Annotated in this window: 17 protein-coding genes and 1 pseudogene; 8 read left to right on the top strand and 10 right to left on the bottom strand. The window is 46.2% G+C overall.

The features are described 5' to 3' along the window. The first annotated feature begins 33 nt into the window (after positions 1-33). From psaC to NDI48_16920, 3 genes are all read left to right on the top strand, one after another. Positions 34-279: a photosystem I iron-sulfur center protein PsaC gene (gene psaC, locus NDI48_16930; protein MEP0832860.1), complete on the top strand. Its 246-nt coding sequence runs from the start codon at positions 34-36 to the stop codon at positions 277-279. A gap of 218 nt (positions 280-497) precedes the next feature. Then, the gene (gene glmS, locus NDI48_16925; GenBank protein ID MEP0832859.1) at positions 498-2,396 is read left to right on the top strand and encodes a glutamine--fructose-6-phosphate transaminase (isomerizing); all 1,899 of its coding nucleotides are present in this window, start codon (positions 498-500) and stop codon (positions 2,394-2,396) included. Positions 2,397-2,446: 50 nt separating this feature from the next. After that, the gene (locus NDI48_16920; protein ID MEP0832858.1) at positions 2,447-2,599 is read left to right on the top strand and encodes a hypothetical protein; all 153 of its coding nucleotides are present in this window, start codon (positions 2,447-2,449) and stop codon (positions 2,597-2,599) included. Positions 2,600-2,635: 36 nt separating this feature from the next. On the opposite strand, the gene NDI48_16915 is transcribed toward NDI48_16920, so the two are convergent. From NDI48_16915 to pckA, 10 genes and pseudogenes are all read right to left on the bottom strand, one after another. Then, positions 2,636-4,330, bottom strand: coding sequence for a hypothetical protein (locus NDI48_16915; GenBank protein ID MEP0832857.1), 1,695 nt, complete (start codon positions 4,328-4,330; stop codon positions 2,636-2,638). A gap of 212 nt (positions 4,331-4,542) precedes the next feature. Then, positions 4,543-5,160, bottom strand: a pseudogene (locus tag NDI48_16910) (Uma2 family endonuclease). 33 nt (positions 5,161-5,193) lie between these two features. Beyond that, on the bottom strand, positions 5,194-5,409 hold the full coding sequence (locus tag NDI48_16905; GenBank protein MEP0832856.1) for a hypothetical protein: 216 nt from the start codon (positions 5,407-5,409) through the stop codon (positions 5,194-5,196). A 205-nt stretch (positions 5,410-5,614) separates the two neighbouring features. Beyond that, positions 5,615-5,806: a DUF2949 domain-containing protein gene (locus NDI48_16900; protein MEP0832855.1), complete on the bottom strand. Its 192-nt coding sequence runs from the start codon at positions 5,804-5,806 to the stop codon at positions 5,615-5,617. 292 nt (positions 5,807-6,098) lie between these two features. Further along, complete coding sequence (locus NDI48_16895; protein ID MEP0832854.1) at positions 6,099-8,027, bottom strand: hypothetical protein; 1,929 nt, start codon at positions 8,025-8,027, stop codon at positions 6,099-6,101. A 108-nt stretch (positions 8,028-8,135) separates the two neighbouring features. Further along, positions 8,136-9,044 carry a hypothetical protein gene (locus NDI48_16890; protein ID MEP0832853.1) on the bottom strand — a complete coding sequence of 303 codons (909 nt, stop codon included), beginning with the start codon at positions 9,042-9,044 and terminating at the stop codon, positions 8,136-8,138. A 303-nt stretch (positions 9,045-9,347) separates the two neighbouring features. Then, positions 9,348-10,259, bottom strand: a complete 912-nt coding sequence (locus NDI48_16885) for a pentapeptide repeat-containing protein (protein ID MEP0832852.1) — start codon at positions 10,257-10,259, stop codon at positions 9,348-9,350. Positions 10,260-10,441: 182 nt separating this feature from the next. After that, positions 10,442-10,876, bottom strand: coding sequence for a VOC family protein (locus NDI48_16880; GenBank protein ID MEP0832851.1), 435 nt, complete (start codon positions 10,874-10,876; stop codon positions 10,442-10,444). Positions 10,877-10,982: 106 nt separating this feature from the next. Further along, entirely contained in the window at positions 10,983-11,660 is a 678-nt protein-coding gene (locus tag NDI48_16875) for an SAM-dependent methyltransferase (protein ID MEP0832850.1), read from the bottom strand. A gap of 417 nt (positions 11,661-12,077) precedes the next feature. Continuing rightward, positions 12,078-13,745, bottom strand: a complete 1,668-nt coding sequence (pckA, locus tag NDI48_16870) for a phosphoenolpyruvate carboxykinase (ATP) (protein MEP0832849.1) — start codon at positions 13,743-13,745, stop codon at positions 12,078-12,080. A 1,154-nt stretch (positions 13,746-14,899) separates the two neighbouring features. On the opposite strand from pckA, the gene NDI48_16865 reads away from it, so the two are divergent. The 5 genes from NDI48_16865 (at position 14,900) to NDI48_16845 (ending at position 22,231) form a co-directional block, all read left to right on the top strand. Beyond that, positions 14,900-16,183 (top strand): glycosyltransferase family 4 protein, encoded by a 1,284-nt coding sequence (locus tag NDI48_16865; GenBank protein MEP0832848.1) that lies wholly within the window; start codon positions 14,900-14,902, stop codon positions 16,181-16,183. A gap of 436 nt (positions 16,184-16,619) precedes the next feature. After that, a complete protein-coding gene (locus NDI48_16860) occupies positions 16,620-16,829 on the top strand; it encodes a hypothetical protein (protein MEP0832847.1) in 210 nt (69 codons plus the stop codon). Positions 16,830-17,052: 223 nt separating this feature from the next. Then, positions 17,053-19,590 (top strand): endonuclease MutS2, encoded by a 2,538-nt coding sequence (locus NDI48_16855; GenBank protein MEP0832846.1) that lies wholly within the window; start codon positions 17,053-17,055, stop codon positions 19,588-19,590. 181 nt (positions 19,591-19,771) lie between these two features. After that, positions 19,772-20,362 (top strand): DUF3038 domain-containing protein, encoded by a 591-nt coding sequence (locus tag NDI48_16850; GenBank protein ID MEP0832845.1) that lies wholly within the window; start codon positions 19,772-19,774, stop codon positions 20,360-20,362. Positions 20,363-20,539: 177 nt separating this feature from the next. Then, positions 20,540-22,231, top strand: a complete 1,692-nt coding sequence (locus tag NDI48_16845; GenBank protein MEP0832844.1) for a DUF4335 domain-containing protein — start codon at positions 20,540-20,542, stop codon at positions 22,229-22,231.

Here is a 22,231-nt window from a genome sequence, read left to right as displayed (position 1 = left end):
GAGTGGAGAACTCTCGTTTGGAGCTGTTATTCAATGTCTCATACCGTCAAGATTTACGATACTTGCATTGGTTGCACGCAATGCGTTCGCGCTTGTCCAACAGACGTTCTGGAGATGGTTCCCTGGGACGGCTGTAAAGCCGCTCAAATTGCTTCTTCTCCCCGCACAGAAGATTGTGTAGGTTGTAAGCGCTGTGAAACAGCCTGTCCTACTGACTTTCTAAGCATCCGGGTTTACCTGGGGGCAGAAACCACTCGCAGTATGGGCTTGTCTTACTAAAGAGTGAGTCAAAATTACTCAATCATTGCGGTTGTGGCATTCCTATAGGAATCATCCTTAAGAAGCATTTGGATTTAAATTATGGAGGGAGCCATGAGGTTTCCTCTTTTTTTAACGAAATGAGTACCATTGTCTCAGTACAAGGCAAAGCTCCTTGACGTGTTAGTAAGAGCCAAGTAGTTTGAAAACAGGGTTGTGAACCAGGAGTGACAGCGTAGATGTGTGGAATCGTTGGCTATATTGGCACCCAAACGGCTACGGACATTTTGCTAGCTGGATTAGAGAAGCTGGAGTACCGGGGCTACGATTCAGCAGGTATTGCCACAGTTTTGGAAGGTGAGATTCACTGTGTTCGGGCAAAGGGGAAACTCTACAACCTTCGCGAGAAGCTAGAACGGGAAGTCAACCCGGCTAAACTCGGCATTGGGCATACTCGCTGGGCGACTCACGGCAAGCCAGAGGAATATAACGCTCATCCTCACATGGATAGTGCCATGAGGGTGGCGGTTGTGCAAAATGGGATTATTGAAAATTATCGGGAGTTACGGGAAGAATTAAAGGAGCGAGGGCATGAGTTTCGCTCAGATACAGATACCGAGGTGATTCCCCACTTAATTGCTGAGTTTCTCAGGCAGGAGCAACTTGCTAATTCGCAACAGGCTAATTCCTTGCTAGAGGCGGTACGCGGCACGGTGAACAAACTCAAAGGGGCATTTGCGATCGCGGTGATTTCCGCTGACTATCCCGATGAACTGATCGTCGCACGTCAACAAGCGCCTTTAGCTATTGGCTTTGGTCAGGGGGAGTTTTTCTGTGCCTCTGATACACCCGCCTTGGTGCCTCATACTAACGCTGTGCTGACGCTGGACAATGGGGAACTGGCACGACTGACTCCTCTAGGTGTTGAAGTTTACAACTTTGCAGGGGAACGCTTAAAAAAATATCCCCGCACCCTCAACTGGAATCCTGTTTTGGTGGAAAAACAGGGCTTCCGGCACTTTATGCTCAAGGAAATTTATGAGCAACCTGGAGTGGTGCGAAATTGTCTAGAAGCTTATCTAGACGCTAGTTGGAATCCAGCCGATGTCACTCAATCCCCGATTAATTTGGGCGCATCGCCGGAACTGTACGCTGATTTAGAACAAATTCAAATCCTCGCCTGTGGCACCAGTTGGCACGCCGGTTTAGTTGGGAAATACTTGCTCGAACAGTTAGCTGGGATTCCGACAATGGTGCAGTATGCCTCTGAGTTTCGCTACGCACCTGCACCGCTAACCGCCAACACCCTGACAATTGGCGTCACCCAGTCAGGGGAGACAGCGGATACCCTAGCAGCGCTGGAGATGGAAAAACGCCGTCGTTTTGGTCAACTCCCCAAGTATGAACCGCGACTGTTGGGGATTACCAATCGCCCGGAAAGTTCTCTTGGACATCTCGTCGATCAGATGATCGACACCCATGCAGGCATCGAAATTGGTGTTGCCGCCACTAAAACTTTTGTCAGCCAGCTTATGGCGTTTTACGGTTTGGCGTTGGATTTGGCATGGCGGCGTCAAACCTTAACCGCTACTCGCATGGAGGAAATTTTAGTGGGTTTGCGGCAATTGCCAGCGCAGATTGAGTTAATTCTGGAGAGTCAGGAACGTTATATCGAGGAATTGGCACACAACTTTGCAGAGACGCAAGATTTTATCTTTTTGGGACGCGGAATTAATTTCCCCATTGCCCTGGAAGGGGCGCTGAAATTGAAGGAAATTAGCTATATTCACGCGGAGGGGTATCCTGCTGGGGAGATGAAGCACGGCCCGATCGCACTGTTGGATGCGAAGGTACCGGTTGTTGCGATCGCTATGCCCGGTACAGTCTACGAGAAAGTGCTCTCCAATGCCCAAGAAGCAAAAGCGCGTGATGCCCGACTGATTGGGGTGACGCCGATGAATGAGCATGAAGCGGCGGAGACGTTTGATGATTTGTTACCGGTGCCAGTGGTGGAAGAGTTGCTCTCACCTATTCTCACGGTGATTCCGTTGCAACTGTTGGCTTATCACATTGCTGCACGGCGCGGATTGGATGTTGACCAGCCCCGTAACCTGGCAAAATCGGTGACTGTTGAATAAATAGTACGAATGTACTATTTAGCGCTATCTGCTACATGTAGGGGTAAGGTATGCCTTGCCCCTACCAAGATGCTATTGCAGATGTTGGGTTAACCAAGGAAACCCAACCTACAAGATTTGCGATCGCGATTAGTAGGGGTGACTCTAGCAAGACTAACTGGTGGGTAGGGACGCCTTGCGGCTTGAGTTGTTACAGCTATTAACCCTCGCGAACAGCTTTCTATTTGCCGAAAGTCCAATTAAGTTTCCAGAGTACCAGCAATTGAACATAAACAATTTGCAACAGCATCAACACACAAAGTCCATCCGGCTCTTGGCGTTTCGGGAATTGTTGACGCTCCCATTAATTGAAAAATAGGTTCCAGTTCAGGATTACCGATGTGTGCTGAACCTATGCGGAGTTCATATAAACCAACAATAGGAGCCGTCATTGATCGAGCTTGTGCCTCTTCTAATCCCTTAGTTATCAAAATCTTCTCTAAAAGCTTTATCTGCCCTAGCTTTTTGTCTACTACTCCCCCCAGACTAATCAAGGTATCACGAAGTGGAGCAAACTGCATTGTTTCAACAACCCACCCATAGAGAACTTTTGCAAGTTCAAGAACCTCTGAGAATTGGTTACTTACTGGCCCTACGCTTAGTCTACGTAGATCTTGCTTACTTAGCTCTGCCTCACTAAATAAATCGGCAGAGACTTGATGTTGAAAACTAGCGTTAAGTTTAGATCGAGCATCTCGAATTAAATCGACTACTCCGGGTGAGTGAGGGGGATTCTGTTGCATTCTTGTTTGGAACATCTCTTCACAAATCTCACCACTCGGAAGCGAAGAAAATGATGCCCAATAGGCTTGTTCCGCAAGAGTCAGATTAGCTATATCGGGAGCAAAAGCATTAACTAACTCCTGGGAATTAATCCCTACATCAATCGTATCTCTATCACCAGGTAAGGAAGCTACTCCCCAGTTTCGCATATGAAAAAATACGCTGTATCCAGGAACTTGCAGATACTTTTGCAGAACTTCCGGACGGAAATATAAATACCCAAACTTGCCAATCCCGCTGCTAATATAATTTCCCAGATAAGTATCTTTTGGCAAAGCGCGTCTTTTCCCCTCATCATTCACTATAAAGCTTGGTAACTCTGATTCTTGTATCGGTTGTTCTCCAAAATAATACCAAGGACTACGCTCAAAATTCGGTCTATCATAAGGTTCGATTATAAAATTACGACGCAAAATAGAGCGTCCGCGATAAAAACTATGATGAGTGAACTCAGGAGTATGTATATTTGTTGAAATCCAAGTAAGCTTATCAATTTGCTTGTCTTCAATTGGCTCAAACTCAAGATCCTCTTCTCTTGCTGCATTTGCAAAGCGATCGGCAGTTACAGAAATTAGTAATCCCATACCCAAGGCTGATAAGAAGTCACGTAAATAGTCACGATGAATGATTACCCTAGCTGTAGGATCGTAAATTTCATGAGAATCCAGGTTAGTCTCAGCAACTAGAATATTATCTATTGGATGGTAGTGCTGAAACTGGTTTCTTTTTTGCAAAGCATGATAAGTGATAAACTCATGACTTAACTCAACAGAGAAATCCTGACTAACTGGATGCTTAACTAATCGAGCTAAAGCATATAGTTGAATATCTCCATATTGGGAATAGTCCCCAAAGCTAAATTGATCCTCAGAGTTCCAGCCCATTTCAAAGGTTAGATAATGAGGTGATGCAATCTCAGCGGCAGCCGTGTTCAACTGATCGACTGGAACAAGAGCAGAGCGAATCAGCCATTCTTCACATCGCCAGTCCGGGGAGTCAATTTCACTTGATTCATCTCGCCAAAATCTTTCGATGGTGATTGTGGTGCCAGTGGTGGGATTGTAAGGAGGTTTTTCCCTGTCCGAATATTGAAACCAATCACACAGCTTCATGGAATATAACCTGAAAATTTTACTTTACCAAACTGAAAGATCAATCGGCTGACCAAACGTGAGGGCAAAGGCAATCTAACTCGCTATGCAGAACTCCAACGTTGGAAATCACTCGAAAAGACGCAAGCCCCAGCAAATTTGTGTTGCGTCCTGAATCGTGTTGGTGGCGACTAGCGATCGCACAATCTAAAAATCTCAAGTGCGATCGCTCTCTACTGCCCTGCCGCAAAAACCTGATCTACCGTCAACGCCAGGTTGGGGAAAGTGGGTGAGAGCAGGCGATCGCCTGCTCTAAATGGCTGCAACTCGTATTCCCCATCCACCAATTGACAGACAGTGAAAGTGGATTGTTTGGGATTACCAATGAAGCGTCGCCCACCCAATGCGGCATAATCCACAATCCAATATTCCTGGATGCCCAATGCTTCGTACTCTCCCATGTTAGTGAAGTAATCATCCCGTCAATTGCTTGAAACGACTTCCACAATGATCTTGATTGATTTGCCCAGGGTGATGATAGAACCACTTTCCCAATCGGGTTCATCAATCAGTGCCGATTCATCCAAGACAATCACATCCGGTTCATATCCAGAATTACCATCCATAGAACGGACAATGCATTCTTTAGGGATGAAATAGGGCAAGTTCGCCTGACGAATTGCAGTGCCGACATCGTAAGCTAAATCGCCTGCCACCTTTGAATGCTTACCTCTCGGTTTTGGCATCTCAACAATTACCCCACGATGTAACTCATAGCGGCATTCAGAGGTTTCTGGTAGCCACGCAACAAACTCGTCAAACGTAATCGCCTGTTGCAATGCTTGGATCATGGGTTCACCTTATTTTCCTTTGCTGATTCCTTGCTACTCAACTCTAGCGAATGAGGCGATCGCCGATCTTGTAGAGGCAACGAACCCAGTCTCAGGAGGGAGCACAGCAACTTGCCTTCTAGATGGATGAGTCAAACTTCCATCCGTCAAATCTAAGAGCAATGCGATCGCACAATCTAAAAATCTCAAGTCGTACTGCTTGGCTTCCTGTTTATTGCCTGAAAAGCTAGCAACTATATCTTCATCCATCGCACCTTACCGATCTGCGATGCCACCCTGGAAAAGGCAGGGCTGAAGCCAACAGACATTGATCAAGTCTTGCTATTTGGGGGGCAAACCCGCCTCCCAACCGTGAAAGCAGCACTGCGCGATCGCTTCAAAGCAATGGCACTTTCAGTTACTGAAATTGTCCAACCGTTTTTTCTCTCTACAGTTACGGTAAGAACAAAAGCCGTTAAGCCGTTTCCAACCAATCGAAAATTTGATCTAACTGGTGGAGTGTTACCAATCCGTACTGCCAAAGAATCATTGGTACGAGATTGAGAGTATCGGGGAGATGGCGTACAGCCAAGTCAATGGAAGTCGATGGAATCGCCAAGTCATCCTGTAAAAAACAAATTAACCCTTGCAAACGTTTTGAATTCATCGCTCCAGCCCTGCATAAGTGATTTCTTCTTGCTTTACTAGTCAACTTACAGGGCAATTGTGAGTATTTTGTGATTTATTTAGGTCGGATGTGCTGTGAAATAGATGAAAAAAAGTAAACACAGTTTTTGAAGTTTTGTAAATATAAACTCCATCCCTGGTATACCAATTTGAGAACATTTACAGTTCGTTATATGAAGTTAACGTTACATTGCTAAGCCTTAGGAATTTTGGGATATTCACACTGCAAAAACCCTACAGCCTATACAAATCAACTCAAACTATAGCTACTCCTACTGGATAAGAATTACAGCTTCTTCCGCCTTAGTATTGAGAGCATTCTTTAACTCTTGCCCAACCTTACCAATCAGTTCATCAAACGCTTCCTGATTCGCCGTCAGTTGTTCTCTAAAAACCCGCTCTAACTCAGGATTCATTTGCTCACAAATCGAATCAAGCTTACTATCATTCAAAAGTATAGGACGACTCCAACTAGGAACATCCACCTTTGTCTTAATTGCGTCTTGAGTTTTGCTGCGAGTTATCTCTACACCTGCCGCAAGCACCGAAACTCCATACACGAGCACAATAGGCCAAGTTAAATGTCCGGTTAATATCAAAGCGATGATACTACCGACAGTACCCCCACCAATCACGACATTGACGATAAACGAGACGGTATCAGCAAGAATAGTGTCTCCAATCGACAACTCCGGGTTGACCACATCAGGGTTAATCCCCTCCTCAAACCTCAAACTGCTTCTAGGTATCTGATACTTGCGACAAATTGGGTCAGTTTCTTGTGCCAATTCAGGTTGAATTTTACTGTTAAACCAAGTCACACATTGACTATTAACAAGCTGCCGAGTGCGATCGCTCTTAATCCAAGCCTCTGCCTGCTTTTTCATCACGTTTTCCAGGTCAGCCAAAGTCCGGATTTTGTTGTTTCGCCAATCTTTCAAACCGGGTTTAATAGCCTTGTCAATCAGTCCCTGTGAGAGGGGCTTAACCAGGAGTTCAATTAACTCTGGAATATGTCTCTCAATCAGGTCTTTTAGTTTCTTGGAATCAAAGACTTGATTAATTTCTGCTTTAAAGGCAGACGCCCGCAAATCCCATCGTCCAACCCGTGCTAAACCCAGTGCAATACACCTTTCCGGTTCTGGATCAGGACGTACTTGACTTTCGGGTTCTGGGAAAATCTCTTCGCAAATCTCACGGGTGAACTTCATGCGAGATGCACCCCCAGTCATCAGCACAACCCTCGGCACAATGCCTTGTTGGTCGAGCTTTTCTTTCGCCACATTCACCGCCTCGCGGAAGGACTGAATCCAACTGTTGCCCTCCAGTTCAGGTAAAGGCTGGTTCAAGATTTCCTGTGCCATCACACGACTCACTTGAGGGATAAAGTAAATCTGTTCGTTAATCGACTCAAAGCCGCGTGCAAAGGATTGTGGATGGCTATAAAGTTGTTCGTTAGAAAAGTAATCTTCCTTCGCTTTGCGACAGGCTAATTCACAACGCGCTTGGTGATGGGGATAGTCTTCAAACACTTGTTCTAGTAATGCTTTATCCTCGTGGTTGGCGAGAGTTCGGGCAAAAATTGCCTTATCAATTAGGGATGCTCCTAGGTCGTTACTTCCGAAATCGATGGGTATCTCGTGCAAACTCTTAACCAAGGTAAAATCCGTCGTTGAAGAGCCAATATCAACAATCAGTACGGCTGATTTGAGTTTGTCATAATCCAGCTTACCGGCTTCCTTGGCTTGCATGAAAGCGGCTCGTGATTCGGGTACAACACTCAATAAAGGAATACCCGATTCTTTCAGTAACATTTGGTATTCTTCGCGATCGCTCACTGACCACCCTGAAGGACACCCAACAAAAAACTGACTCGTTGTCCCACCTTCAATCTGTTTGCTGTCTTTCAAAAGGCGGTAATAGGCTTCCAAAAAATTCAGGATAGTTTTTCTGTAATTTAGGTCGTTATTTGGCTTTTTCTTAAACGAAATTTGCAGTTGAGTAACGCCAGCTTGGATTAAGGCTTGTTCTCCAATCAGATAGCCGAGTTCAGGATGCCAACCTAGAGCGGTAATTTGAACTTTTTTATTATTAATTTCCAGCATCTCAGGGGGTTCGATGCTCTCTATCCTGGCTTTAGCCACAGCCGTTTCACCGTGTCCTAAATCGAACCCAATTGTTTCTTCAACTTGCATATTCATCCTTTCCCCGAATCCTTGCTTACAAGGGAAACACGTTTTAAATGAAGACTTTGACGGAAGATTTAGTTTGTAATTAGCGCTTTAGCCCTAAAGCACCACTACGAAGGGCTACTCTCTAAGCTCAGAATACGCTGGCTCAATCACCCGCCCACGTCGGAGCAAGCGATCGCCCTTTACTAAAGCGGGAGTTATCGTCACGTAATCTTTGGCGGAGCGATCGATATTTGGCTCAAAATCAAAATACTCACGATGACTCTGAGCATCGTCCGGTCGATAAAGTTGCGATCGAATCCCCTGCTCCATTAAAATCTGGGGCAGCAGTTTTGTCAGTTCCAGTGCCATCTGAGGTTTCTCCAGAAATGACGCACCCATCAGCCGCTGAACGACATTCAAGAGTTCTGGCAACTCTTCAATTCCACTGCCATCGAGCGGTTTTTTTACAGGTTCAGCCGAAGTAACCGCCAAATCAATCGTATTGAGCGCATCCGCCAGATTATCTAGAAGGACTTGGCTATCAACCTGCACGATTGGCTGGGGCACTTCTACAGACTGAGTCGACTCTGAACGATTTTCCAGCTTACCTTTCTCGATCTGGAGTACAACTTCCAATCCTACAAGCACAGTCATCAGCAAGATATCCATCCAAGCCCCTGGAGTATCTTGAGTTAACGAAAATAATGAACCTAAAATGCTGATGCCGATGAGTGCCTGTAGCACTTTCAAGATTAAGCTGTTAGAGGGCAGCCGTGTGGCTTGGTTATCTATTTGCTGCGGCTTTGGCTCTAAAAGCTTTGTTTCATTAGCCGCTGTAAGCGTACCAATAGTCTGCCGTAACGTATCCAGAAAAAAGGATGCTAGACGTACCTGAGTCACGCTCAGTCCACCAATGTAACTCTTCTCAAGATTATCAATTCGGTTTTGAACCAGCTTAACGACTTGCTCCGGGCTGCTTGCCCTCTCAATCTCTGTCTGAAGTTCGCTCCGTTCTTTGCTAAAAAGCGTAAATAGTGTTTTCATCGCTTACCAAGACTTCAGCGTTGTTCTCTATAGGGAGTAATTAAGTGTATTACTAAAATTTTAATTAAATGCTGAAGTGAGTTTTACCGATTTAGTTTAAATTTAGAGTTTGTCCCATGAGATAGTTGATAACTCACTATTAGATAGTGTCCCTAAATTGCCTAAAGCCTTCATAGAAATACTAGATTTCTAAGATTCGTTACACCCTAAAATTAAGTTCTATTATACTTAATAAAAAAATAACGTAATTCTGTTGTTCCAACTTCTACCGAAAGGAACAAATTGCAAGTTCGGCGAGTGATATTAACGAATTAAGGCTTCCTGATTGAAGCTGCTATTCCATCCTTCAGTTTGTTCTATATTAGCTTCTCTGAAGATAGCCCATTGAAGAGAAGCTCCTTTGAGATTAGTTCCTGTAAGATTTGCCCCTCTAAAGACAGCTCTCTCAAGGTTGGCTCCCTCAAAGTTAGCGCCTGTGAGGTTGGCTCCTCTAAACACAGCTCCTTGAAGTTGTGCGCCTTGAAAGGAAGCACCGCTTAGGTCGGTCTGATTAAAGACGATCCTTCTCAGGTAAGCTCCTTTTAGGGACGCTTGTTGAAGGTTGGTGCGCCAAAAGCTGGTTTTCTTGACCAGAGCATTCTGAAGGTTTGCTCCTCGAAGATTGGCCTCGCTGAGGCTAGCCTCGTTGAAGTATACCCCAGTGCAGTCGGCTTCCCTCAGGTCGGCTTGCCGAAGGCTTGTTTCCTGAAGGATCGCTTCATGGAAATCTACCCTCCTTAAAACAGCTCTCATGAGATGCGATCGCCAAAAAATTGTGCCTCGCAGGCAAGCTCCTGTTAAGTTAGCCTGAAAGAGTGTTGTGACTTGAAGGTCAGTTTCTTGAAGAGAAGCGCCGATTAAGTTGGCTTGGCTGAGGTTGGATTGGAAGAGAATCGCCCCCTCAAGGTCTGCCTGATTCAAGTTGGCTCGACTCAAGGACACACACTCTAGTCGTGCGCCACTCAGGTTGGCTCGACTCAGGTTAGCTTGACTCAGGTTAGCTCGACTCAGGTTAGCTCGACTCAGGTTAGCGCCTTGGAAGTAGGCTCCGCGAAGATTTGCTTCTTTTAAGTCCGACTCGCTGAGGTCTATTGGCATCTGACAACTTTCTGGCTTCTGCCGATTCCAGAAATATACCCCTTGCCTAAGCAATGCGAGCTGTTCCGCATTTGCCATTGAGCGCCAGCCCTTCAGTTTGATGTATTGACTAATTGTTCCAGGATACTCTGTTATGGACTTTGTCCCCACCTAAGCACCCTGGCGATCGCCCTACAGCCCTCTCTTGCATCCTACGGCAGGCGCTGCCCGTTTAGGGCAATCACTCATTAAATGGGGATTGCCACGTCACCTGAATTCAATTATTCCTTGGATTTCATTTCAGCGGCTTGCTTGACGGTAAAACTCACTTCCTGACCATAGGAAATTTCCAGGGTATGACCGTCCGGGTCACGGATAAAAGCCCAGTAACCCACCGGGTATCCCTCCTCCGTCGGCCCTGTTTCTAGAACACCCTCTAACCGAGCCTGCTCACAAAGGTGATCAACTTCCTCACGAGTCGCGCACGCTACACCCAGATGTGCGATGGGTAAGAGTGGATGTTCTACGGTCGGCATTTGGATCAGCACGATCACAAAAGGGCGAGTGAGGTCGCCTAGCCAGACAACATCAGATTGAGTGGTTTGATCCGTGCGGCGGTGAACCACTTGCATTCGTGCATACTTTGAATAAAATGCGATGCTGGCATCCACATGAGTTACAGGAAGCGCGACGTGTGTAAACCCCAGATCGGACATCAGAAATCTCCTATTCTTGGTTATTTGTTGTTGGGACAAGCAAGCCAATCATAAATAACCAATTTTAAACGTGCCAGCGATTGCCCCTTTGGGACACTGCCAAAGGCTACCAAACTCGCAATAGCTGGTTACCTCCTTTCTGAAATTCATAAGGCACCTGTTTAATTTCCAAGTTATACCCCTGTGCCGTTAATTCTTTCATTACCAATGGCAGCAAATAGGAAGGTTCCCCAGAAATATTTAATAGGGGGAAAATTCGCACTTCAGCCGCCACGCGACACAGTTCCTGAATTGAGGCAAGGTGAAATTCTTGGGAGATTAAATCGGAATAAGTAAATAGAAAATGGCTACACAAGGCTAAGTCAAAGCGATCGCACTCAAAGGGCAACCTCGGCAGTTCACCCATCACATAACGTCCTTGCTGAATTCCTAGGGGAAAATCTTCCACAAATAATTGCATAGCCGTCATGCGGATTTGCCCCAATTGTTCGGGTGATTGGATATCCTGCCAGACGTAGTATTCCTGAGCAGCCTTAACACCCTCTATAACGGTTGGGTAAGTTTCTTGGATACGCTGGGCAATTTCATCGGCAGAAAACTGATAAATCGGGTCACATGAAATCACTGAGTATCCTTGATGACTCATCTCGCTGTTGAAGCTGGCAGGACCACCGGCACAATCGAGAATTCTCAAATCGAGGTCATGAGGCGTTAGGTGAAACATTTTGACATATTCGCTCAGGGAACGTCCCCAAGGAATCACTTTTTCCAGTTTTAAGCCCATATGTGTGTTTAAGAATTGTGTTCAAGCTTGACTCGCTCGCGGCAAGACGTTTGCTCTACCAGCAACCTACTTACCGCCGATGAGAGCAATTGTGCCAAGAGTATCAGCAAAGCCAATCACAAAAGTTGTTGTGCAAAATCACCGAATCGTGTAACCCAACTCCCTGAAGTTTATTTTCTTTCGTCTGTAGGATTTTCCCGTCAAGTTCAAACGATCCGGTGTGAGAGGAGAAGAGTATCATGAACACTCAAAAGATTCGCTTTGCAACGATTACATTGCTATATGCGGCTTTGCTGTTTGCAGCTCCCCTGCTTATTAAACTCTGTTCACAACTTCCATAACACATTGTAGGGTGAGCTTTGCCCACCCTACATCAAACTTAGTATTTGAGAACCTGTATCTCAAACTCAACCGTAATTAACACACGGGAGCCGCTTGCAAAATCTCCAAGGGAGCCTGATGAAACTGCTTAAAGTTTTCCCCAAACCGCTTGGCGAGAGCTTTGGCTTGTTGCTCATAGGCCGCCGGATCGCTCCAAGTCTTCTGAGGGTCTAAAATGTCACGATCAACCCCAGGAACGGATTCGGGTACCAAGATTTTGAAGATCGGATGGTGATGGAAGGCGACGCGCTCCAACTCGCCACTGAGAGCGGCTGATATCATGGCGCGAGTCAGTGGCAGCTTGATGCGTGAGCCGATGCCATAAGGGCCACCTGTCCAACCGGTATTGACTAAGTACACCGTAGCATCGAACTTAACCAGCTTTTCATACAACATCTTACCGTAGATCGTCGCAGATAACGGTAGGAACGGCTGACCAAAACAGGCTGAGAATGTGACCTGTGGCTCAGTAATGCCGCGCTCTGTGCCTGCTACCTTACTGGTATAGCCCGACATGAAGTGATAGATGGCTTGGTGATGGGTTAGTTTGGCAATGGGCGGCAACACCCCAAATGCATCAGCGGTTAGGAAAATAACGGTCTTGGGATGACCACCGATACCAGGAATTACGCAATCGGGAATATGTTCCACCGGATAGGCGACTCTGGTATTTTCCGTTAAGCTGCCATCGTCATAATCGGGCACACGGGTATTTTCATCCAGAACCACGTTTTCCAGCATTGCGCCAAAGCGAATGGCTTCCCAAATCTGAGGTTCATTTTCCTTGGATAGGCGAATGGTCTTGGCATAACATCCTCCCTCAAAATTGAAGGTGCCAAGGTCTGACCATCCATGTTCGTCATCTCCAATTAAATGCCGGATGGGGTCGGCAGATAGTGTCGTTTTACCTGTGCCAGAAAGTCCAAAAAATAGAGCTGTGTTACCATCTTGATCCATGTTGGCGGAGCAGTGCATCGGTAAAACATTCCGTTTCGTCATGATGTAGTTCATGAAGGAGAATACGGATTTTTTCATTTCACCGGCATAGTGAGTACCACCAATCAGAACCAGCCTTTTTTCAAAGCTGAGTACAATAAAGGCTTCACTATTGATGCCATCAATATCTGGGTCACCCTGGAAACCTGAAACGGAAATTACTGTGAAGTCAGGGTGATGAGTTTTCAGTTCCTCTGCGGTTGGTCTGAGGAACATTTGATGGACAAATAAATTGTGAGAGGCTAGTTCATTAATGACTCGGACACTGAGCTGATAATTTGGATCGGCACCCACATAACCATCAAATACATACAGGTTTTTTCCCTGTACATAAGCCAGCATTCGTTTGTAGAGTAAGTCAAATTTTTCGGTCGCAATCGGAACGTTAACTGTGTTCCAATCGATTTCGTCATGAATACTCGGTTCATCAACGATGAATTTATCTTTAGGGGAGCGACCTGTATATTTGCCTGTGTTGACACAAAGAGCGCCATTACTCGCTAGAATCCCTTCTTGACGTACTATTGAATGCTCTATAAGTTGAGGCACTGCTAGGTTCCAATAAACCTGACCTAAGTTTTTCAGGCCGAGGGACTCTAGCCCAGAAGTCTTTCCATTACTTTGATTCCTGTCCTGGGAAGAGTTTTGATAAACCCCATTCAGGTTTTTCAGAGCTAGGGACTCTCGTTCCTGAGTTTTGCTATTCATCTGAGTACTCCCTTTACGAACAATGTTGGAATTAAGTTGGCGTGAAAACTGAAAACAAGGTAAAGGTATCTGTGGGCCCTTCTTTCCCAGAACCAGATTTGACCTTTTGATAATTAAGGCTTATTTGAGGAGATTAATAGTTGTTGGTTTTTGACTAAAGTTTAGCGACCCTTAAGGACGTTTACTTACAGTTCTTAATTCAGACGCCGGGTGAGTAATTGTTGCGATTCTTAGATAATTACTCTCTTAGGGATTAGCGCCTTAAAGAAAAACGTGAATATATCAAAGCTAGGTCAAAAATAATACTTCGTCAACAAGGAAAAAGGAAATAAAAAGGTGAAACAACAGCAACTACACGCTTGAAGGTTGCAATCTTGAGGGCGTGGATTGCTGAAGTTTTGAAATATTCGGGATATAAATTGATGAGTCTCTAATTCTACCAAGTGGAAGCAGGACTTGTCACTGGGGATATCCAGAAAAGTCAAACGCATGATTCATTACTCCATCTAAGACGCACAGTGCCTGAGTAGAGCCTATTATTAAGATTCTTTTGTCATTATCAAACTAGAGATTCTTTCCTGACTCTGCTTGAGTCCTCTTCCTATGAGTTCGAGTTTCCCTGGCGGGAAGGAGACAAGCAGGGGTTTTATCCTGGGAGGCTAGGGCAGATTCACCCCTGTAACGGTGCAACCTAGAAACAGAATGGGGCGATCGCTCACCAAGAGCAGATTAACGTTTGAAAAAATGATCAAAAAGTAAAGCTGAAAAGAATTATGAGCCGATACGCATCCATAGTGAGTCTTGCGATCGCTAACAACGGATACTCCAACGGCTCCTAGTCCAGAATCTCAACTTGATTTTCTAGCTGAAGTTGAACCGAGTTTGCCTACAGGGACGGTTGAGTGCTTTCAACGGTTGAGCTCTAAAGGGGTTCAGTGATTTAAAGTTATATTGACAAAACTTAATTTTTGTGTATAACTAGAGGCGGGTTGTATTTTACCGCAACTATTATTTGGGCTTTAGTATTTTGTAAAAAATGCGGATTCAGTACTAAAGCAGATGTAGTAATAATAACGATTAATTTATCAAAGTCCTTAGCTTATATCGAACAAGCTAATCTGCTGTAGATTCAGTCAGTTTGGGAGAAAAAATCCATGGATCACAAAAAAATAAAAGTTTTAATGGTTGTAGAGCAATGCAACCCTACTTTTCCTTCTGTCCCCTTTGTCGCTTATAACTTATTTAAAGAAATCGATCGCATTGTTGATGTAACCCTTGTTACTCATGAAAGGAATAGGGATGCCTTTGAAACAAAAACAGATCACAAAAAAGTTATTTATATTCCCCAAGGTGAGTTTAATACCAAGTACTATAATTTCGTAGAGGGGTTTGCGACGAAAGGACGAATTAACTGGCCTTTATATCATACTTTGACCTATCCCATTTACGGAGAATTTGATAATAAGGTATACCAGCAATTTAAACAGTCAATATTGAACGGAGATTATGATATCGTTCATGCCTTAACTCCGATGATGCCGAGATACCCTCATAAAGTCGTTAAGGCGTGTACAAAAACTCCTTTTCTGCTTGGGCCTGTGAATGGAGGGCTTCCTTTCCCAAGTGGATTTAAAGAAACAGCCAAGCAGGAATCAGCGAACTTAAATTTTTTGAGAACCTTGGGACGCTCATTAATACCAGGGTATGTAGAGACTTACAAAAAAGCTGATAAAATTTTAGTGGGTTCAGCCTATACATTGCAAATGTTGAAAGAGATGTTTGCAATTCCGAATGATAAAACTGAACTCTTCTATGAGAACGGCATCTCCAAAGATTTTTTAAGTCGGGCTAAGAATGCAAGTGATGGCAGCAAAGTTAAGTTGCTTTTTGTGGGAAGATTAGTTCCTTATAAATGTGCGGATGTTGTTATTGAAGCAATTAGTCACTTAGACAAAGAAATTCAAGACAAAATTTCTCTTTCAATCGTCGGTGACGGCTCGGAAAGAGCTAATCTCGAAAAACAAGTCCAGGAGTTGAATTTAGGCCAGACAGTTAGTTTTGTCGGCTGGATTAATCAACAACAAACCCTCGAATATTACAGCCAATCCGATATCTTTTGCTTCCCTTCAATTCGAGAATTTGGGGGGGCTGTGGTGTTGGAAGCAATGGCTTGTGGGCTTCCCTGCATAGTGGCTAACAATGGCGGAATTGCGGAATATGTCACCGAAGAAACGGGTTTTAAGATAGACCCTATTTCGAGGGAATACCTAGTACAAGAAGTTACGGATAAAATTAAGTTGCTGGTCAAAGATGAGCCGCTTCGGAAAACCATGTCAATCAAAGCTGTTGAAAGGGTTCAAGACTTCGAATGGGAACGAAAGGCTCAAAAGATTGTCGGCATTTATCAAGAATTAATTGAGGCCAAACATAGTTTTTAATTAAAGTAATTTTTGGCTATAAAAAAGAGAGCTAAACAGGTTACTTTGTTGCCAGCGCAACGAGTTCCAAATTTCAATTATTGAGTGACTCGTACACTAATTTCACAAAATTTACACACAACAGCTATAACTTGGCAAGCTAGTAATTGGATGAGTTAAGCGCATCAGTGTGAATGGTGCCGCAGTAGCAAAGTAAAGTACTAAGGCTTGTAGCAATTGCCCACGGTAGTGAAAAGCTCTGCTGGTGCGCTACGCTTGATTATTTTTGGCAAACTCTTGCCGAAAAACATTTTCTATGCATTTCCTCCTTCTAGAGTCGGAATCGCTGAAGCGTGAATCTCAGTAGAGTGAAGGAGGCGGCTCTGTCAATATTTGTAATAATTCTTAAAGGTTAACCGTCCATAAGACACAAATACATTAATTAAGCCTAGAAAAAATGGATAGCAATTCGGCGAGTCTAAGCATTCCCCTGACGGCTCAAGACAGGGAAGCATTAGATGAGATATTTAAGGCAGTCGCCGCTGACGAGATTAAACAAATTGAGGAGACTGTGGCTCGCTACTCAATTGTGCCGCTGGAACCTTGGGAAGAGGCCGGTTGGGTGATCAACAGTTGTTTACCACCGCATGACAATTTGCAGGCTTAGCCATTTTTGGCGGTGATGGAAACTTAAAGATAGTCAATCCCTCCTCACAACAGGAGTAAGGAGGAGTAGGGCCGGAACTCATACGAGGATGAGGATGAGGATGAGGATGAGGGTGGGGAAGTGAGAAAAGGAACATTACGGTTAATCCCACTCGCGGCGAATTGGAAAATTGTCCCATAATGACGTTAGGGAAAGCTTTAAAATCTGAAATTTTTGATTCAATTTGATTCAATCTGAAACCTTACAACTACTAGAATGGTCACGCTTGTGCCAGCATCTGGCTACATTTGCGGCGACAAAGCTGGGAGCGATCGCAGCTTTTCATCTCCAACCACCAGCTACACCGTCTGAGAGCCTGTGCTTACTGGCTCAGACGAAGGAAGTTTACCAATTAGAGGCACGGTTAACCAGTGGGTTGTCCTTTGAGGGAATCCAGGATATTGGCGAGTCGTTGGAGAGAGCAGAACTTCAAGGACTTTTGTCAGGAGAGGAACTGTTAGCGATCGCCACTACACTGGCTGGCGTGCGTCGCTTGCGTCGTATGATTGACGACCAAGAAGACGTGCCCATCCTTAGTGAGTTGGTGGCAGAGGTGCGAACTTATCCAGAACTGGAGCAAGAAATCCACCACAGCATCGATGAACGAGGCGATGTAGCGGATCGAGCCAGCCCCAAGTTGGCGGGAATACGGCTCAAGCTTAAATCCTTGCGCGACCGAATTTATCAAGTTCTTCAGGGGATTTTGCAGCGTCAAGGTGGTGCCGTTCAGCAACAGGTAATTACCCAAAGAGGCGATCGCTTTGTTATCCCGGTCAAAGCACCCCAGAAAGATGCGATTCCCGGTATTGTGCACGATACCTCCAGCACGGGTGCTACGGTTTATATTGAACCCAATGCGATTGTCGGACTCTCGAATCAGCTTAGAATCCATCGGCGTCAAGAGCAAACCGAAGAAGAAGCGATCCTGCGTGCTCTGACACAGCAGGTGGCAGCCGTTAAGCCCGACTTAGAAAAGTTGTTAGCCGTGGCAACAGCGCTGGATCTGGCAACGGCAAAAGCACGGTATAGCTTGTGGTTACAAGCCAATCCACCCCGATTTATTGACCGTCAGGCTGGAGAAATTATTACGCTGCGCGAACTCCGACATCCGTTGTTAGTCTGGCAGCAGCAGCACGAACAGGGTACACCCGTTGTCCCGATTAACGTGCAGATTCAGCCATCCATTCGAGTAGTGGCGATTACTGGCCCCAATACGGGGGGTAAAACAGTCACTTTGAAAACCCTGGGCTTGGCAGCACTGATGGCCAAGGTCGGTCTATTCGTCCCAGCCAGAGAACCGGTGGAACTGCCTTGGTTTGAGCAGGTATTAGCCGATATTGGGGATGAACAGTCTATCGAGCAGAGTTTATCAACTTTTTCGGGTCACATTCGCCGAATCAGTCGCATTCTTGAGGGAATCAGCGGGGACGCGGAAGCGTTGAAGGTTGACACATTGTTAGCGCAGCGCCAAAACTCATCCGAGGACATAGCCCAGGTTGAAAGTTGGCAAGACGATGCACAAACTTCTAACCTTCTTCAACCTTCAACCCCCGAAAACCCTTCAACCCCACTCCCTAGTCCCTCTTTAGTATTGTTGGATGAAGTCGGTGCGGGAACTGATCCGGCGGAGGGGAGTGCTTTGGCAATCGCTCTGTTGCAACACTTAGCAGATGCAGCGCAGTTAACCGTTGCCACGACTCACTATGGCGAACTCAAGGCGCTGAAATATCAAGATGAGCGATTTGAGAATGCTTCGGTTGAGTTTGATGATAGTACTCTCCAACCCACTTATAGGTTACTTTGGGGTATTCCAGGGCGTTCTAACGCGCTGTCGGTGGCACGACGTTTGGGGTTAAATGCCAACGTGGTTGATCAGGCTCAAACGCTAATCGGCGGTGCATCTGAAGATATCAACCAAGTGATTGCGGGTTTAGAAGCCCAACGGCGTCGTCAGGAAACGAAGGCAAAAGAGGCAACCCAGTTACTCCAACAGGCAGAACGCCTGCATCAAGAGGTATCAGATCGGGCAAGGCTGTTAAATGAGCGGGAACGGACGTTGAAGCTGTCTCAGGAACGCGCTGTACAGGAAGCGCTGATCCAAGCCAAGGAAGAAATCGCCCAAGTGATTCGGACGTTGCAGCAAGGGCCGAAAAGCGCTCAAAATGCCCAAAAAGCAACCGACGCTCTCCAAGAAATTGCCCAACGCCGTCTCCCGGCAAAGCCGCCTGCTAAAGAGAAACCTAGCTTTAGACCCAAAGTAGGCGATCGCATCCGTATTCCTCGCTTAAATCAGACGGCTGAGGTACTGAGTGCCCCGGATGAGGATGGTGAACTCACGGTGCGCTTTGGCTTGATGAAAATGACCGTGCTGCTTTCGGATGTAGAATCTCTTGATGGGCAAAAAGCCGAGATGCCCGTCAAACAGAAACCAGCCCCAGCACCGGCCCCTGCTGTAGCGTCGCCACCGTCTCCAGTTGTCCGAACAGCTAAAAATACGATTGATATTCGGGGCAAGCATGTAGCAGATGCCGAGTTTGACTTGGAGCAAGCGATTTCCGCCGCGACCCAATTGGGCACCCTGTGGATTATTCACGGAAAAGGAACGGGAAAGCTACGCCAAGGGGTTCATGCCTTCCTGGAGCGGCATCCCCTGGTTGAGCGGTTTGAGTTAGCTGAACAAGCGGAGGGCGGTACGGGTGTCACACTGGCTTACCTTAAATAGTGTGGGTAATGGGTTTAAAACAGCCGATTACCCATGACTAAGTTAAGAATCATTAACTAAAACGACAAAACTTTCAACACTATCACTATGCGCCTGGAAACTTGCCGTAAACTCTGGTAGTCGTGTTTCAAGATTGGTAACTGCAACCGCCAACCCTAAATTGGTCACCTACTCTAAAGCTATGCGCTCTACCGCGAAGACGCCGCCACCATCTCCCCCTTGGGAGGAATTACCTCTGGGTCAAGCGCCAGACCCATTGGAGCTGGATAATATCAAAACCCAGCTAGATTTGATCTTACTAGCGCTAGAAGCCTTAGCTGACATTGGTTCTGAGGCAATGCTCCAGGCAGCATCTGACTTAAATTTAGAGTCAATGGTGTCGGATCGGGTGGGTTTATGGCGTCTGCGGCAGTCCAATCCCCTGCGAAAAAGTTCAGGAGGGCGGAAAAAGTTAGATGTGGAAGAAGCGCGATCGCTGGTTCTGATCATCTGCCACCTAGCTAAACAGCATCAGGAGTTAATCCGTCGTGCTGTCTCGCTTTTGGAACAAATGGCAGAACAAAATAATGAACCGCATCATGCGGCTCTATTAGGAGATTATCTCGATACGTTTAGCAATACCTACCAGGAGCGCATGGAGCAAGGAGAAAATGTATCGCCGGATCGGTTGACCCAACTGGCTCTGAAACTGCTGATCGATTTGCTGTTCTATAGCGGCCCCAACGGTCACCGACGCCTCTGGCTAGCACTGCTGGATCGAGCGCGAGACTGAAGTCCTCTAGCCCCTAAAAGTGAGGAGCGAGGAGTTATATCATTTTGGATTTTGGACTATATATCAAAAGACTCCGAAGCCAATATGTGGGGGATGAAAAAAACAATACAACGATTCTGTTGGCTTGCGCTTAACACCACTCTCCCCTAACTCAAACCTCAACACGTCTTTAATTTCATGCCTCTATCAAATTCAAACTTACGACGATATACTCCCCCCACCTGCACCCTGGAAATCGCGGCAAAAACTTCGCCCCTGTCACGATTTGTCGGGCAGTCTGTACTGAAGAATTTGCGCTTTGAGCTGCGTTTTGATGACCCGCGACAGCCTGATGACCAACGGGTGACGATCCGAGGCGATGAGATAGAGCTAGAAATGTTGTGTGAAGCCGTGAACAGCTACGTACAGCACTTCCTGGAATCATCTTCGACGCAAGAGTTACTCATCTCTGGAACACCAAGGGCGAGTAGTGGCTCAACTCCTCATGACACTCTCAGCCAGGATTCCCTCGCTTCACCCGCCTCTAGCGTCATTAACTCAGATGCTCACGCCTCTCGTTCCCTTTATCAAGAACCCGGTAAGTTGAACGATTCAGCACTAGGCTCGAACCTCCAGCGAAACCCCAAACGGCGATCGCTTAAAGCCCGATCTCTGGCTACAGATATTTACATTGAACCCAAAGGCTTACTCGCTCATCACCTCATTCTGGGTCACTTGGCTAACGAAGAATCCGGCCCTTTCGTTAATCTGAGCGTCACCCAGCTATTCGATCTAGCAACTGCATTGGATGAATATGCATCGGATGCGGTAGCCTTGCCAAAGCTCAATCCTTTGAGTTGGAAGAAAGCCCCACCGACCTGGGCGGGTACGGCAGCGGCTGTCGTGTTAGCGGTGGGAGTCACGGCGGCGACGGTGAAATACTTCGATCAGCCGAAAAACCAACCTGTTGCAACAACAGCAGGTCAGCCATCGAGTCCAACACCACCCCCTACCCCAGCAACGCCAGTACCTACGGCTCCCATTACTCTTCTGCCAACGCCAACGGTGCCATCTCCTCTGTCTACAGCACCGATACTGCCACCCCCTTCTCGTGTCAATATTCCATCGACGCCTTCACCGCTCAATCTCCCCTTAGGGAATCAAGGTTCGACGAATTCTTCTCTAGGAAATCAACGTCCAACTACCATTATTGGTGTTAATCCGTCTGAACCTGCAACGAACCCACCCAAGCGTCTGGATACCCCGGTTTTTTCGGGTGGAGCAGCCGATCGCCCTAGTTCTATCCTTCCGAGTCCTACAGTTGCGATTTCTAAGCGGAACCCTTCTCCTTCCCCCTCTGCTCCTGTAGCTGACAAGGCTCCCCCTGCACAAGCGCCCACACGAACCACTAAACCGGGCGTACCGGAAACAGCTCCCTCCCTACCGGATTTGCCATCTCTTAATCCCAGTTCCTCTACGGCTTCTAATTCGGGTAATCCGTCCAGCCCTCCAGCTACCACCCGCACCACTTCTCCCACAGCCGAGACAAATCAATCGGCGTCTGCCCCAACCGATACGGGGGATAAAAATACACTCTTTGACAGAATTCCTCAAGTCGGAGAAGTCAGAGACTATCTCCAACAGCGATGGCAACCACCTTCGGGCTTAACTCAAATCCTGGAATATTACGTCTTCCTCAATCCAAATGGTACAGTTGAGCGCATCATTCCGATTAACAGCGCAGCGGTAGAAAATGTCAACCGCACGAATATACCGACGCCCGGTGAATCGTTTGTGTCTCCTGTGCAGGGAGAAGGAAACCCAAAAATCCGTGTAGTTTTTAATCCAGATGGCAAGGTACAGACCTTTTATGAAGGTCGAGAAAGATAA

Origin of the sequence: Microcoleus sp. AS-A8, assembly GCA_039962225.1 — a bacterium.
GTDB lineage: Bacteria > Cyanobacteriota > Cyanobacteriia > Cyanobacteriales > Coleofasciculaceae > Allocoleopsis.
The sequence above is the reverse complement of the archived record's forward strand: the minus strand, read 5'-3'. Positions and strand labels throughout refer to the sequence as shown.